Annotated in this window: 10 protein-coding genes; 4 read left to right on the top strand and 6 right to left on the bottom strand. The window is 68.3% G+C overall.

Annotation, left to right across the window (positions count from 1 at the left end; translation table 11 throughout):
* Positions 1-136: 136 nt before the first annotated feature.
* Positions 137-1,006, bottom strand: coding sequence for a DMT family transporter (locus APZ15_RS22905; RefSeq protein WP_027790534.1), 870 nt, complete (start codon positions 1,004-1,006; stop codon positions 137-139).
* Between the two features lie 205 nt (positions 1,007-1,211).
* The gene (locus APZ15_RS22900; protein ID WP_006480515.1) at positions 1,212-1,397 is read right to left on the bottom strand and encodes a hypothetical protein; all 186 of its coding nucleotides are present in this window, start codon (positions 1,395-1,397) and stop codon (positions 1,212-1,214) included.
* Between the two features lie 208 nt (positions 1,398-1,605).
* Here APZ15_RS22900 and APZ15_RS22895 point away from each other — a divergent pair, with 208 nt between their 5' ends.
* On the top strand, positions 1,606-2,364 hold the full coding sequence (locus APZ15_RS22895) for a DeoR/GlpR family DNA-binding transcription regulator (protein ID WP_027790535.1): 759 nt from the start codon (positions 1,606-1,608) through the stop codon (positions 2,362-2,364).
* 105 nt (positions 2,365-2,469) lie between these two features.
* The gene (locus APZ15_RS22890; RefSeq protein WP_027790536.1) at positions 2,470-4,266 is read left to right on the top strand and encodes a phospholipase D-like domain-containing protein; all 1,797 of its coding nucleotides are present in this window, start codon (positions 2,470-2,472) and stop codon (positions 4,264-4,266) included.
* Between the two features lie 75 nt (positions 4,267-4,341).
* Here the strand turns inward: APZ15_RS22890 and APZ15_RS22885 are convergent, their stop codons facing one another.
* From APZ15_RS22885 to APZ15_RS22875, 3 genes are all read right to left on the bottom strand, one after another.
* Positions 4,342-5,016 carry a TetR/AcrR family transcriptional regulator gene (locus APZ15_RS22885; RefSeq protein WP_027790537.1) on the bottom strand — a complete coding sequence of 225 codons (675 nt, stop codon included), beginning with the start codon at positions 5,014-5,016 and terminating at the stop codon, positions 4,342-4,344.
* A 113-nt stretch (positions 5,017-5,129) separates the two neighbouring features.
* Positions 5,130-6,398, bottom strand: a complete 1,269-nt coding sequence (locus APZ15_RS22880) for an NAD(P)/FAD-dependent oxidoreductase (protein ID WP_027790538.1) — start codon at positions 6,396-6,398, stop codon at positions 5,130-5,132.
* A 163-nt stretch (positions 6,399-6,561) separates the two neighbouring features.
* Positions 6,562-8,142, bottom strand: a complete 1,581-nt coding sequence (locus APZ15_RS22875; RefSeq protein WP_027790539.1) for an amino acid permease — start codon at positions 8,140-8,142, stop codon at positions 6,562-6,564.
* A gap of 633 nt (positions 8,143-8,775) precedes the next feature.
* Here APZ15_RS22875 and amaB point away from each other — a divergent pair.
* Complete coding sequence (amaB, locus tag APZ15_RS22865; protein ID WP_027790541.1) at positions 8,776-10,287, top strand: L-piperidine-6-carboxylate dehydrogenase; 1,512 nt, start codon at positions 8,776-8,778, stop codon at positions 10,285-10,287.
* Between the two features lie 122 nt (positions 10,288-10,409).
* On the opposite strand, the gene APZ15_RS22860 is transcribed toward amaB, so the two are convergent.
* Positions 10,410-12,866 (bottom strand): DUF3772 domain-containing protein, encoded by a 2,457-nt coding sequence (locus APZ15_RS22860; protein WP_027790542.1) that lies wholly within the window; start codon positions 12,864-12,866, stop codon positions 10,410-10,412.
* A gap of 454 nt (positions 12,867-13,320) precedes the next feature.
* Here APZ15_RS22860 and APZ15_RS22855 point away from each other — a divergent pair, with 454 nt between their 5' ends.
* On the top strand, positions 13,321-14,739 hold the full coding sequence (locus tag APZ15_RS22855) for an MFS transporter (RefSeq protein ID WP_027790543.1): 1,419 nt from the start codon (positions 13,321-13,323) through the stop codon (positions 14,737-14,739).
* The last annotated feature ends 148 nt before the right edge of the window (positions 14,740-14,887 follow it).

The raw sequence follows: 14,887 nt of genomic DNA, 5'->3' as shown, positions 1-14,887 counted from the left end.
TTCCGGCGGTTTTGCGTTGCATCGGCGAGACGGGCTGCATCGCCGTGGTGCACGGTGCGCCGGGCGGGTGCAGGGTGCCGCGTGACGGGCATCCCTGCGCCCGGCGCCGACGCGGGCACCGGCCCGGCGGCGCGCGTCAGCGCCGTGCGAGCACGACGCCCACCAGCGCGAGCGCGAAGCCGGCGAGCTGGATCGCCGCGAGCGTTTCGCCGAACAGCCAGTAGCCCTGCAGCGCGGCCAGCGGCGGCGCGAGGAATAGCAGCGACGTCGCGCGCGCGGCGTTGCCGCGGCGCAGCATCCACATCAGCATCGTGACCGCGCCGCCGGACAGGAACACGACGCCCCACACCAGCGACACCCACAACGCCGGCGCGCCGATCCAGCGGGTTTCGTGAAGCAGCGCGACGAAGACGGCCGCGACGATCGCCGCGCCGAAATTCTGCACGGCAACCGCCGTGCGCAGGTCGCTTTGCGCGAGCTTGCCCTTCTGGTATAGCGAACCGGCGGTGATCGACCCGACCGCGAGCACCGAGACGGCGACGACGAGCCACGCAGGCGCGGCGCCCGGCGCCGGCGCGACACCGCCCGTCACCTTCGGCGCCAGCACGAGCGCGACGCCGGCGAGCCCGAGCGCCATCCCGAGCCAGCCGCGTGCGGGCAGGCGCTCGTTGAACAGCGGTACGGCGAGCACGGCGGTGGCGAGCGGTTGCAGTGCGCCGAGCAGTGCCATGACACCTGCGTTCAGCCCTTGCGCAACGGCCCAGTAGCTCGCGCCGAGATAGACGCCCTGCAGCAGCGCGCCCGCGATCAGGTGGCGCGGCCATTCGCGCCGGGCCGGCCACGGCGCGCGCGCGACGAGCGCCACCGCGCCGAACAGCGCGGCCGTGCCCGCGAAACGCGCGAGCAGGAACAGGTTGGGATCGGCGTAGGGCTTGATGGCCCGCGCAACGATGAAGCCGGTGGACCAGAGTGCGACGAAAGCGGCGGCGACGAGCGAGGTCAGCATGCATGGCGGGCCGCGATGCGGCCGGACAGAATCGTGAAGTCGGCCAGTATCGGGGGAAGCGATGCCGGCGTCTTGTCGAATCCTGCACTCATGCTGCGTGCCGAATGTGCACCAAGTGCGGCCGTCGGTGCGGGCCGGGCGGTGCCGCGGGAACGGGATGGGCGCCGCCCGGCATGCGCAGCGGGCGGGCGTGAAGCAGCGGAGATCAGTCGATCGAGAACGTGTCGAGCGGCTGATTGGCGCGGGCGTCGGTCGCGAAGCGCGCGGCGAGCTGTTCGTAGAGCCGGCGGGCCTCGTCGAGCGTCAGGTCGATCCAGTACGGATCGCCGGCCGCGTCGTTGAGTCGTTCGGGCGGAAACTGGATTTCGATCACACTGCCTTTGCGATACATGGCGTGAGCCCCTTTGCTTGGTCTGTCGTTCTGCGAAGCGCAAAGTGTAGCAACCGGCGCCGCGCCGATTCGCTCGCGGCGGGCAATACAGAATTTCGCTTTCGGGAAACGCGGCCCTCCCGGCGTCCCGCCGCCGTCAAATGCCGGTCAAACGGCCGTAATACAATGGGCGGCTTACCCATTACCAGTCGCCTCGGGCGCACACGCGATGCTGGCGGAACAACGTCATCAATTCATCCTGTCGGAGCTCGGACGGTCGGGCGCATTGTCGGTCGCGGAACTCGTCCGCTCGCTCGACGTGTCGCGCGAGACCGTGCGGCGCGACCTGAACGCACTGGCCGCACGCGGCCTGCTCGTGATGACGCACGGCGGCGCGCTGGCCGCGGATCGCCGTGAGCCGAGCCTGTCGGAGCGCGAAGCCGCGAATGCCGAAGCGAAGCGCACGATCGGGCGGCGCGCGGCCGAGTTCGTGCCCGACGATGCCTCGGTGCTGATCGATTCGGGCAGCACGCCGCATGCGGTTGCGCTCGCGCTCGCCGACCGGCACCGGCTGTCGATCTACACGAACGACTGGCGCACCGCGTTCGTGCTCGCGCGACGCAACGGCAATCGCGTGACGTTGCTCGGCGGCGAGCTGTCCGACGACGAGGACGCCACCTTCGGGCTCGACACGATCCAGCAGCTTGCGCAGTACCACGTCGATTTCGCGTTCATCGGCGCCGGCGGCATCACGCCCGACGGCGAATTCACCGACTACTCGCGGCTCGCGGCCGAGGTGCGCAGCCGGATGATCGCGGCGGCCGGCACGGCGATGATCGTCGCCGATCATTCGAAATTCGGCCGCGTGACGCCGGTGCAGATCAACGGCACGGCCGCCGCCCGCTATCTCGTGACCGAGCGCGCGCCCGACAAGGCCGTGCGCCGCGCGCTGACCGCGCGCGGGATCGAGCTGCTCGTGTGCGACTGACGCGCGCCGGACATACAAGGTTCATCGAACCGTCATTCCGCGGGAAGAACCGCCGTCAAGACTGACTCATTCACCTCGACCGGCCGCCAGGCCAGGGAGCAACGAATGACCGTCAGCGTGCGCAGCTATCTTTCCCCCACCTTGGTCCTGCTGGCCTTCGACTGGCCCGATGCGGCGTCGCGTGCCGATTTCCTCGGTTTCGCGATCCGGCGCACGCCGGGCTTCTGGTCGGCCGACGGCAAGACGCGCGCGCCGGACAGCTGGCTGCCGAACCGCCTGACGTTCGACGGCCCGGCCGCGCACACGCAGGGCGACGCGCCGACCGACCAGGCGCCGATCCAGAAATTCATGTGGTGGGACGCACGCATCGATCCGCAGGATCGCGGCGCATCGTTTCGCTACGACGTGTATCCGGTCGTCGGCACGCCGGCGAATCTGCAGGTACTCGACGCGCAAGCCGGCGTGTGCGACGTCGTGCTGCCCGCGCATGTCGAGGACGGCATCGGCACGTGGTTCAACCGCGCGGTGGTCAGTTCGCAGGCGTTCGCGAAGCAGGTGGCGGCGCTGGGCCTCGCGCCGAATGCGGCGCCGAGCGACGCGCAGGCGCTGAAGCTGCGCACCTGGCTCGCGAACGACATGGAGCAGGTGTTCGCGGAGATGCTCGATCCGGCATCGCGCGCGGCGTCGGCCGTCTATCACCTGACCGACACGCTGTGGGCGCTGCCCGCGTTCGAAGCGTTCGGGCGCACTCACGGCGAAGCATCGCTCGCGATCGTCTACGACGCGCACACGACGGCGCGCAAGGGCAAGCCGCCGCTACCGTCGCCGAACCAGCCGGCCGTCGATGCGCTGCAGGGGCTCGCGACGCTCGCGCCGCGCGACCGGACGCACATCATGCACGACAAGTTCATCGTGACCGATGCGGCGTCGAACCCGGCCCCCGCGCGCGTGCTGACCGGCTCCGCGAACTTCACGACCGAGGGGCTCACGGAGCAGGCGAACGTGCTGCACGCGTTCGATTCGCCCGAGCTTGCCGCGCTCTACAACGCGCGTGCGCATGCGCTGGCCGGGAATCCGCCGATCGCGGCGACCGCGCGGCTGTCGCCGGGCTGGTCGGAACCGATGACGATCGGCAGCGCGCAGGTGCGGCTCGCGTTTTCGCCGGAACCGGCGGGGCAGCGCACCGAGATCGACACGATCGTCGCCGCGATCGCGGCCGCGAAGCATTCGGTGTCGTTCTGCCTGTTCATGCCGACCGACGCGGCGCTGCGCGACGCGTGCTTCGCGGCCGGCGACCGCGGGCTGATGATGTTCGGGCTGGTGAACAGGATCAACGCCGGCAGCGCGACGAAGGCCGATGCCGCGCGGCAGGCCGGCCAGACGCTCGATGCGGCGACGCTCGCGAACCTCGAGCTGTATCACCGCAGCCGCGACAACCGCGACGTGATCGATGCCGCGTATTTCTCGCCGGCCACCGTGCCGCAGGGTTTCGAGCCCGAGCTGCGCCTCTTCCCGGGCGAGCCGGCGCCGGCCTTTCCGCCGGTCGTGATCCATCACAAGTTCATCGTGATCGATGCGGAAGGCGCGAATCCGGTCGTCTATACGGGCTCGGCGAACATGAGCCGCAATTCCGAGCAGTACAACGACGAGAACCTGCTCGAGATCCGCGACAAGCGGATCGCGGCGATCTATCTCGCGGAATTCCTGCGGCTTTACGAGCACTATCGTGCACGGGCGCTGGCGATCGATGCGAAGCAGCCGCACGGCACGGGCACCGGTACGGGCGCGCATGCGCGGCTCGCGCTTGCGCCCGATTCGAGCTGGGCGAAGAAGTACTACGTGGCGGGAAGCCCGGAAGAGAAGGCGCGGATCGCACTGGCGTCGGCCGCGCCGACGGACTGACCTGAGAGAAGGCGACGGGCGCGGATGTCGCGCGCCCGGTATGAGGCCGGCCGGGAAACCGGCCGCCGTCGTCGCTTATGCGGCGACGTAGCGCAGCACGGCGTCGGCGATCGTGTCGCGATGCCGGGCGCGCAGGCGCGGCGCCGACGGGTCGCGTCCGAACGCGGCGCCGAACGTGTAGCGGTTCGACACGCGGTGGAAGCAGAACGAGCTGATCAGCAGGTGCAGGTCGAATGCGTCGATGTCCTTGCGGAACGCGCCGCTCGCCGCGCCGCGCTCGACCAGTTCCTCGAGCGTCTTGATGATGCTGACGTTGCGGTTCTTGAACGACTTGAGCTGTTCGAGATACTTCGCGCCGTGGATGTTCTCGATCGACACGAGGCGGACGAAGTCGCGATGCTTGTCGTGATAGTCGAACGTGAATTCGACGAGGCGACGCATGCCTTCGCGCGGCTCCATGTCGCCGACGTGCAGCTCCTGCTCGAGTGCGCGGATGTCGCCGTACACCTTCTCCAGCACGGCCTCGTACAGGCCTTCCTTGCTTTCGAAGTAGTAGTAGAGCATCCGCTTCGTCGTGTTGGTACGCTCGGCGATTGCGTCGACGCGCGCGCCGGCGAGCCCCATCGCGGAGAATTCCTGCGTGGCGACATCGAGGATGTTGCGCTTGGTTTGCTCGGGATCGTATTTGCGCCGCGCATCGGACGGAAGCGTGCGGGTATCGGACGTGGCGGCCTTGCTTCCTGCTTTCATGTGACTTTATTGTGGCTTCGGCGGCGTGGAAAAGGCATTCTAGCATGCGGGAAATCCCCGCCCGGCCGACCTTCCGCTCTAATCGGCAGGGTGGTTCCGGCCGCCGCGGCCGCTCAGCGGCGGCAGGACGCGAGCGCGTCGCGGGCCTGGTACGCCGTGTACGTGAGCTGCGCGGCCGCGAGGCCCGCCAGCCCGAACGTGCGCGTGAGCCCGAACGCGTTGAAGCCTTCCGGCACCGGCCGGCCTTCGGCCAGTGCGGCCGCGAGCGCTTCGCCGGCGACCGTGGTCGGCGCCATCCCGTGGCCGCCGAACGCGATCGCGTGCCACACGCCGTCCGCGTCGCGGCCGATCTGCGGCATCTTGTGCCGCGCGTAGCTCATCAGCCCGCCCCACGCGTAGTCGACCTTCACGTCTTCCAGTTGCGGATACACGCGCAGCAGGTCGCGCCGCAGCAGGCGGGCGATCGCGTCGGGGCCGCGGTCGAGCACGGAGATCCGGCCGCCCCACAGGATGCGCGTGTCCTTCAGCGGGCGGTAATAGTCGAATGCGAAACGCGTGTCGTAGATCGCGTACGGTGCGTCGATCGCGTCGGGCAGGCGCGTGCCGAGCGGCTCGGTCGCGATCACGTAGGTCGCGATCGGCAGCACCGCGCGCTCGATGCGCGGCGACACGCCGCGTGCATAGCCGCCGCCGGCGAACACGACGTCCTTCGCGCGCACCGTGCCCTGTGCGGTGCGTACGACGTACCCGGCGCCTTCGCGCGCGATGCCGAGCGCGGCCGAGCGTTCGTACACGCGCGCGCCGCCGCGCGATGCGACCGCCGCGACGCCGAGCACGTACTTGAGCGGATGGAAGTGGAACGCGTTCGGCTCGAACAGGCCGCCGTAATAGCGCTGCGTCTTCAGCCGCTTGCGCAGCGCGGCCGTCGAAACGGGTTCCCAGTCGACGCCGAGTTCGTCCTTCATCAGCGTGCGCACGCTGTCGAGCCTCGAAGGATCGTCGAACCAGTTCGCGAGCATCACGCCCTGGTCGACGATGTCGCAGTCGATGCCGTAGCGCGCGATCCGCGCGCGGATCAGGTCGACTGCCTCGACGGTGAGCCGGTACAGCCGGCGCCCCTCGTCGCGGCCGAGCGTGCGCAGCAGGTCGGCGTTGTCGAGGCTGTAGCCGCCGAAGACGAAGCCGCCATTGCGGCCCGATGCGCCGAAGCCGACCCGTTCGCTGTCGAGCACGACGACGTCATGCACGCCGCGCTCGACGAGGCCGAGTGCCGTGCACAGGCCGGCGAGGCCGCCGCCGACGATGCAGACCTGCGTGTCGATCGTGCCGGTCAGTTGCGGGTAGGGCTGGCGGGTAACGGTGGCTTCGTAGAAGTTCTGCATGCGATTTCGTTGACTCGTAACGGCGGAAAAACAGGCGGCGCGCGTCGATCTTGCCTGAACGCGCGCGCCGCGTCGAATGGGGCGCAGGGCACCGGTCGTCGCGACTGGGCGGCGGCCGGTGCGAAGTGGGCGGGTGCGGGCCGATGCGGGCCGACTCGCGCGGTCAGGTGCCCGGTGTCGGGTTGGCCGGACGGGCGATGTAGCCCGCGTAGCCGGTTTCGGCCTGCGGCGCGGTTTCGGGTGTCGCGTTGCGTTCGATCCACGGCGCGATTTCCATGTCTTCGTAGCGCACGAGGCGGCATTTGCGCACGAGTGCGTAGCCGAGCCAGATCGCGAGGAAGAACGGCAGGCCGATGTAGGTCGCAGCGACGCCCACCCAGTCGATCTTGTCGGAGAGGAACGCCTGATAATCCTGGCCGAGCGCGACGACCGCGCACAACGCGAATGCGAACAGCGGGCCGAACGGGAACCACTTCGACCGGTACGGCAGCTGGTCGAGCCGGTAGCCCTGCTTCAGGAACCCCTTGCGGAACCGGTAGTGGCTGACCGCGATGCCGAGCCACGTGATGAAGCCGGCCATGCCCGACGTGTTCAGCAGCCACAGGTAGACCGTCTTGTCGCCATACAGCGACGTGAGGAAACACAGCGCGCCGACGGCCGTCGTCGCATACAGCGCGTTGCGCGGCACGCCGCCGCGCGACAGCTTCGCGAAGATCTTCGGCGCGCGGCCTTCGACCGCGAGGTTGTAGAGCATCCGCGTGGACGCGTACATGCCCGAGTTGCCGGCCGACAGCACGGCCGTCAGGATCACCGCGTTCATCACGCCGGCCGCGAATGCGAGGCCCGCGTGGCGGAACACGAGCGTAAACGGGCTCACGCCGATGTCGGTCACGTCCGTCTTGAGCAGGTTCGGGTCGGTATAGGGAATCAGCACGCCGATCACGAAGATCGCGAACACGTAGAACAGCAGGATGCGCCAGAAGATCTGCTTCACCGCGCGCGGGATCGTCGTGCGCGGGTTTTCCGACTCGCCGGCCGCGACGCCGATCATTTCGGTGCCCTGGAACGAGAAGCCCGCGATCATCGCGACGCCGAGCATCGTCGCCCAGCCGCCGGCGAACGGCGCGTCGCCGATCGTGAAGTTGCCCCAGCCCGCGCTCGGGCCGCCCTGCATGATCCCGAAGATCATCAGCAGGCCGACGCCGACGAACGCGAGCACCGTCAGCACCTTGATCAGCGCGAACCAGTATTCGGCTTCCCCGAAGCCGCGCACCGACAGCGCGTTGAGCGCGAAGATCAATGTCAGGAACAGCGCGCTCCACCAGACGCCCGGCACGTGCGGGAACCAGTAATGCATCACGAGCTGCGCGGCGACGAGTTCCACCGCCAGCGTCACGGCCCAGCTGTACCAGTAGTTCCAGCCGAGCGCGAAGCCGAAGCCTTCGTCGACGAACTTCGCGCCGTAGGTCGCGAACGAGCCCGACACCGGCATGAACGCGGCCATTTCGCCGAGGCTCGTCATCAGGAAATAGACCATCAGGCCGATCACCATGTACGCGAGCATCGCGCCGCCGGGGCCGGCCTGCGAGATCGACGCGCCGGACGCGACGAACAGGCCCGTGCCGATCGAGCCGCCGATCGCGATCATCCGCAGATGGCGTGCCTGCAGCGCACGGTGGAGGGACGGCTTCGCGGGCGGCGAGCCGGACGGACGGGGTGAGTCGGGGCGGGCATCTGAATGCATGGCGGGCGCTGGGCGCTGTCTCCGGGATTATTTTTCGGTGACGAAGCGCGACGCGTTGCCGGCTGCGGGCCGGGCAGCGGTGATGCGGTGCGAAAGCGCGCCGGTGAGCCGGGGCGCGATGCGTGTCGCCTTCGTCAGGCGTCCGGCTGCCGTTGTGGCGGCCGGCGGCGCGCCGGGTGCGTTGCACCTCGACGTCGCAACGATTGTGTGTGCCCGATGCACGGCCGGCAAACGATATTTCCGCACAGGGTGATGCGGGATTGTCATCAACTTGCGTCGTGTTGCGACGCGTCCTCGTGCCCGTCTGCGGGCTTTGGAAACGTCCCATATCGGCGCGCAAGCGCATCGGATCGGCGTGCCAAGGTGTTGCGTTTTCGGAATGAAGTCGTGAGTTAATATCAATAGCGGCCCGACTTGTGGCCACCGACAATGTGTTTCATGGATCGTGCCTTGCGAGGCGGGAGCGCGCCGTCTGGCCGGGCTTCCGGCGGTGGCGCGGCGCGATGCGCCGTGCGGTGCACCGGGCCTGCCGCGCGGCGCATCCGCTTGCACAGGGCGCGCGAACGCGCTCCAATCGAATCACGCGGGCGGCGCTGCCGCCGCACCGATCAATCTGTCCCTGAAGAGGAAGTGATGCAATTCAACGACATTCTTGCCGCGCTCGATATCGATCTCGCCCAGTGGAAAGGCAATGCGCTGACCGCGCGTTCGCCGCTCGACGGCGCGACGCTCGCGACGCTGGCCGTCGACACGCCCGCCGACGCCGAGCGCAAGATCGACGCCGCGCACGACGCATTCCTCAAGTGGCGCACGGTGCCGGCGCCGGTGCGCGGCGAGTTCGTGCGCGTGTTCGGCAACGTGCTCCGTGAGCACAAGGCCGAACTGGGCCGCCTCGTCACGCTCGAAGCCGGCAAGATCACGTCGGAAGGCCTGGGCGAAGTGCAGGAAATGATCGACATCTGCGATTTCGCGGTCGGCCTGTCGCGCCAGCTCTACGGCCTGACGATCGCATCCGAGCGCCCGGGCCACCGGATGATGGAAACGTGGCACCCGATCGGCGTGTGCGGCGTGATCTCGGCGTTCAACTTCCCGGTCGCGGTGTGGGCCTGGAACGCGGCGCTCGCGTTCGTGTGCGGCGATTCGGTCGTGTGGAAGCCGTCCGAGAAGACGCCGCTCACCGCGATCGCGTGCCACGTGCTGCTCGAGAAGGCGCTTCGCGAGTTCGAGAAGACGCATCCGGGCGTTGCGCCGAAGGGCCTGAGCCAGCTGGTGCTGGGCATGCGCGATGTCGGCGAGGTGCTGACGGCGTCGAAGAAGGTGCCGGTCGTCAGCGCGACGGGCAGCGTGCGGATGGGCCAGGAAGTCGCGAAGGTGCTGAGCCAGCGTCTCGCGCGCGGCATCCTCGAACTCGGCGGCAACAACGGGATGATCGTCGCGCCGAGCGCGGACCTGGATCTCGTGGTGCGCGCGGTCACGTTCGCGGCGGTCGGCACGGCCGGCCAGCGCTGCACGACGCTGCGCCGCCTGATCGTGCATCGCAGCCTGGTCGAGCAACTGCTGCCGCGCATCGAGAAGGCCTACACGTCGGTGAAGGTCGGCAACCCGCTTGAAGAAGGCACGCTGGTCGGCCCGCTGGTCGATCGCGCATCGTTCGATGCGATGCAGAAGGCGCTGGGCGACGCACGCGAACAGGGCGGCGAGGTGAAGGGCGGCGAGCGCGTCGACGTCGGTCACGCGGATGCGTACTACGTGCGTCCGGCCATCGTGCGGATGCCGAAGCAATCGGCCGTGGTCGAGCGCGAGACGTTCGCACCGATCCTGTACGTGATGGTCTACGACAACTTCGACGACGCGATCGAACTGCACAACGCGGTGCCGCAAGGGCTGTCGTCGGCGATCTTCACGAACGACATGCGCGAGGCCGAGCAGTTCATGTCGGCAGCGGGCAGCGACTGCGGGATCGTCAACGTGAACATCGGCACGAGCGGCGCGGAGATCGGCGGCGCGTTCGGCGGCGAGAAGGAAACGGGCGGCGGCCGCGAGTCGGGTTCGGATGCGTGGAAGGCGTATATGCGCCGCGCGACGAATACGATCAACTACAGCCGGCAGCTGCCGCTGGCGCAGGGGGTGAAGTTCGACGTGTGAGGCGGGGCGCCCGATATCGGGCGCCGTGCGTGAACGAGAAGGGCCGGTTACCGCGTTGCGGTACCGGCCCTTCGTTTCTTCCAGTGCGGACGGTGGAGCGCGCGATGCGTCTCCATGCGTCGCTATGCGTTGCCTGCCTCTCCGATTGCCGGCATGTTCTGCACGACCAGCATCTGCGGGCTCGACAGCGTGATCCCCGCCGCGCGCAACTGCTTGAGGATCTCGAACAGCAGATCGCTCTTCGTCGAACTCGCGATCCGCGGGCTCGACACGTAGCCCGTCACGCTCAGCGTGATCCCGTCCGGCGTGAGCTGGCTGAACGTGACCGACGGCGCCGGCTTCTCGAGGATCGCCTGGTGCTCGCGGTACGCGTCGAGCAGCAGGTCGCGCACCTGCTCGGGATCGGTGTTCAGCGGGAACGTCAGCACCAGCGTCGCGACGCCCTGCGTGCTGTTGCCCATCGTCACGTTGCGCACGTTCTGCGAGATCAGCTGCGAGTTCGGCACGATCACGGTCGAGCGGTCGCTGAGCTGGATCTCGGTCGCGCGGACGTTGATGCGGCGGATGTCGCCTTCGACACCCGCGATGCTGACCATGTCGCCGACCTTCACCGGGCGCTCGGTCAGCAGGATCAGCCCCGACACGAAGTTCTTCACGATCTCCTGCAGGCCGAAGCCGATACCCACCGACAACGCGCTGACGATCCACGCGAGGTTGTTCCACCGCACGCCGAGCAGCCCGAGCGTCATCAGTACCAGCAGTACGTAGCCGACGTTGGTGAACAGCGTGATCAGCGATACGCGCATCCCGGTATCCATGCCGAGCGCGGGCATGAACTCGCTGTCGAGCCAGCGTCGCAGCGAGCGCAACAGGTAGAAGCCGATCGCGAACCCGATTACGGCGTTCAGGATTCGGTCGGGCATGATGTTCAGGCTCTGCAGCCGCTGGCTGCCGATCATCGCGACCGCGCTGTCGAGCAGGTCGCCCGGGGTCGTGCCGAAGCCGCCCGTCACCAGCGCGATGGCCGCGATCAGCATCAGCAGGCTCGTACCGAAGCCGGACAGCACCGTGCGCGCCTGGTCGAGGTGGCGGTCCTCGAGCGCGAACAGGTGCTTGATCTGCTGCCCCGTCGACAGGCTCGACGAGAACAGGCTTTCGCTCGCGTCGCGCGTCAACTGGATCAGGATGTAGGTCGTGCACAGCACGATCTCGAACCACACGAGTTCGTACGTGATGAAGCGCGCGACCGTGACGTAACCGATCAGGAGTGCGATCAGCGATGCGACGATCGCCAGCGTGACGCAGGCATGGATCAGCCCCGCGAGCGTCGAGCGTTGCTCGGGTGCCTCGCCCGCCGCCGCGAGCGCGGCGCGCGCGCGGTTGGCGCGCAACAGCGACGCGCCGACCGTCAGCGTGACGACGAGCGACACGATGCCGCGACCGAACAGCGTGACCGACAGGCTGGTGTCGACGATCCGGTTGATCGATTCGAGCGTGCCGGACACGAGCAGCAGCGCGGCCAGGATGCCGGGGAACGGCTTCATTGCGAGCGCGACGGGATCGGCGAGCGCGGGGAGGCGCCACGACGGATGCTTCGTGCAGAGCAGTGCGCGGCCGAGCCCGGCGATCAGTGCGCAGGTCGCGGCGAGCTTCGCGAACTGGTCCCACAGATCGGTCAGCCCCGGCGTGAGGTCGTAACGGCGCGCGACGGCGAGGTAAAGGATCTGAACGGCAACGGCGGTGGCCAGCAGGGTCGACAGCGCGATGGACAGTGCCAGCGCGCTGCGGCGCAAGCGGGTGGCCGGCAGGCGGTTTACGCAGAACCAGGCGAGCCCGCGCTCGAGGAGCCGGCGGCCGCCGAGCCAGGCCGCGATCGCGGCAATCAGCAGCAGCGCGGTGATCGCCTTTTGTCCGGGCACCCACGACGAGCGCAGCATGTCGTGGATTTCTTCGTCGAAGTCTCCGAGCCGCTGGGTATCGTCCGGCGAAAGATGGAACAGCGGCAGCCAGAACTGCGCGCTGAAAATGCCGCCCGAACGGAACGCGAGCTGGTTCTTCAGCAGGCTGCGATGCAGCTTCGCGAACTGTTCGGCGAGGTTCGTGAGGTTGGTCTTCTGGTCGGCGGCCTGCTTCAGCGCCGCATCGAGCTGCGTCTTGCGCGCGTCGAGCGTGGCCCGTTGTTTCGCGACGGCTGCCGTCTCCGGCGCGGCGCCCTCGGCGGGCGGCGGCCCGAGCACGTCGAGCTGTGCCTGAATCTGCGCGCGTTGCGGCGTGAGATCGCTTTGCAGTTTCACGACGTCGGCACTCAGCTCCTGCGCCGAGTCGTCGAGCGCGTCCAGCTCCTTGCTGCTCGACGCGGTCGAAGTCTGCTGCTTGATGCGGTCGAGCTCGACCTGCATCTGCTTGAGCTGCGCGACGGCGTCGTTCAGCGAGATGGCCGGCACGGGCGCGCCGACGCCGCTTGCGCCCGGGGCGGAAGCGGCCTCCGGAAACGCCGACGCGGTTGCGATCGCAGCGAACTGCAGCAACGCGATCAGCGCGATCCGGCGAGCGTACGTGGATAGTCGTTGTATGGACATGGAATGCTTACGATTTGCCGACAAGGCCGGGCGCCGAAAGGTGCCCGGAAGCCGGTGGTTGGCCCGGTAGCATGTTACCGGGGTGTGGAACGCGTGGTTGTACTGATTGCGTGCCCCGTTTGTGGAGATTCCGGCGGCGTGCGGCCGAGCGAAACGGCGCATCAGGCCCGGACGGTGGGGCCCGCGCCGCCGCGATGCGTCGCCGCGTCGCCGTTCCTGCGCGTTTTCCGTACCCGACAGACGGTTACGAAAGTTACACGTTGGTCCGCCCAAAAATGGGGCACCCGAATCGGTTCGACGTACGGCGTGCAGTCGGCCCGTCGTCGCGCTCCGGATATCGGGGCCGGGGTGCGCTCGCGTCGGGCGGACGTGCCGGTACAATGCAGCGATTCGCCCGACGGCGGCTCGAAGGTCGCCGGACAACTACACGACACGAACAGGAGACGCGCCCACGATGGCCTCAACGGACAGCCTTTCGCAGGCACCCGCCCAATCCCCACCCGTCGACCCCGGCTCCATCTCGGCCCGCCTCGACCGCCTGCCGCCCACGCGTACCGTCTGGAAGCTCGTCGTCCTGCTGAGCCTCGGCTTCTTCTTCGAGCTCTACGACCTGCTCTACAGCGGCTACGTTGCGCCCGGCCTCGTGAAAAGCGGCATCCTCTCCGCGACGACGCATGGCCTGTTCGGCACCACGGGCGTCGCGAGCTTCATCGCCGCGCTGTTCTCGGGCCTCTTCATCGGCACGATCGCATGCGGCTTCCTCGCCGACCGCTTCGGCCGCCGCGCGATCTTCACGTGGTCGCTGCTGTGGTACACGGCCGCCAACGTCGTGATGGCGTTCCAGGACACCGCGGCCGGGCTGAACTTCTGGCGCTTCGTCGTCGGTCTCGGCCTCGGCGTCGAGATGGTGACGATCGGCACGTACATCTCCGAGCTCGTACCGAAGCAGATCCGCGGCCGCGCATTCGCGTGCGAGCAGGCGGTCGGGTTCGTCGCGGTGCCGGTGGTCGCGTTCCTCGCCTACCTGCTCGTGCCGCACGCACCGTTCGGCCTCGACGGCTGGCGCTGGGTCGTGCTGATCGGCGCGCATGGCGCGCTGTTCGTGTGGTGGATTCGCCGCGAACTGCCGGAAAGCCCGCGCTGGCTCGCGCAGCAGGGCCGGGTCGACGAAGCCGACCGCATCATGCGCGCGCTCGAGGCGAAGGTCGAAGCCGAATACGGACGGCCGCTGCCGCCGCCGGCGCCCGCCGAGCCCGTGCCGCCGCGCGGCAGCTTCCGCGACATGTGGGTGCAGCCGTATCGCAACCGCACGATCATGATGACGATCTTCAACGTGTTCCAGACGGTCGGCTTCTACGGCTTCGCGAACTGGGTGCCGACGCTGCTGATCAAGCAGGGCATCACGATCACGTCGAGCCTGATGTATTCGAGCGTGATCGCGCTCGCCGCACCGGTCGGCCCGCTGATCGGCCTCGTGATCGCCGACCGCTTCGAGCGCAAGTCGGTGATCGTCGCGATGGCGGCGGCGATCGTCGTCTGCGGGCTGCTGTTCAGCCAGACGACGGTCGGCGCATTCCTGATCGTGCTCGGCATCGGCCTCACGCTCGCCAGCAACATCATGTCGTACAGCTTCCACGCGTATCAGGCCGAGCTGTTCCCGACGTCGATCCGCGCACGGGCCGTCGGCTTCGTCTATTCGTGGAGCCGCTTCTCGGCGATCTTCTCGTCGTTCGTGATCGCGGCCGTGCTGAAGGGCTTCGGCACCTTCGGCGTGTTCGCGTTCATCGCGGGCGCGATGGTGATCGTGATGGCCGCGATCGGATTCATGGGGCCGCGCACGAAGGGCATCGCGCTCGAAGCCATCTCGAAGTGACCGGTGATCGTGCACGCGTGTCGCACGGTTCGTGCTGCATGCGTGCCATGCGATGGCATCGCACTGCGCGGCCGGTGCGTACGGCTCGTCGGGAATGATCCGGTTTCCGAATCGATTCGGCGAAGCCCTCGCACCGCGGCGAAAAAGC

It is taken from the genome of Burkholderia cepacia ATCC 25416, assembly GCF_001411495.1.
GTDB classification, from domain to species: Bacteria; Pseudomonadota; Gammaproteobacteria; order Burkholderiales; family Burkholderiaceae; genus Burkholderia; species Burkholderia cepacia.
Note: the sequence above shows the minus strand (reverse complement) of the source record. Positions and strands in the feature narration are given on the sequence as shown.

Coding starts and splice junctions, on each gene's coding strand:
- APZ15_RS22905 (WP_027790534.1), bottom strand. CDS start 1,006: ATGCTGACCTCGCTCGTCGCCGCCGCTTTCGTCGCACTCTGGTCCACC.
- APZ15_RS22890 (WP_027790536.1), top strand. CDS start 2,470: ATGACCGTCAGCGTGCGCAGCTATCTTTCCCCCACCTTGGTCCTGCTG.
- APZ15_RS22880 (WP_027790538.1), bottom strand. CDS start 6,398: ATGCAGAACTTCTACGAAGCCACCGTTACCCGCCAGCCCTACCCGCAA.
- APZ15_RS22875 (WP_027790539.1), bottom strand. CDS start 8,142: ATGCATTCAGATGCCCGCCCCGACTCACCCCGTCCGTCCGGCTCGCCG.
- APZ15_RS22855 (WP_027790543.1), top strand. CDS start 13,321: ATGGCCTCAACGGACAGCCTTTCGCAGGCACCCGCCCAATCCCCACCC.
- amaB (WP_027790541.1), top strand. CDS start 8,776: ATGCAATTCAACGACATTCTTGCCGCGCTCGATATCGATCTCGCCCAG.
- APZ15_RS22895 (WP_027790535.1), top strand. CDS start 1,606: ATGCTGGCGGAACAACGTCATCAATTCATCCTGTCGGAGCTCGGACGG.
- APZ15_RS22900 (WP_006480515.1), bottom strand. CDS start 1,397: ATGTATCGCAAAGGCAGTGTGATCGAAATCCAGTTTCCGCCCGAACGA.
- APZ15_RS22885 (WP_027790537.1), bottom strand. CDS start 5,016: ATGAAAGCAGGAAGCAAGGCCGCCACGTCCGATACCCGCACGCTTCCG.
- APZ15_RS22860 (WP_027790542.1), bottom strand. CDS start 12,866: ATGTCCATACAACGACTATCCACGTACGCTCGCCGGATCGCGCTGATC.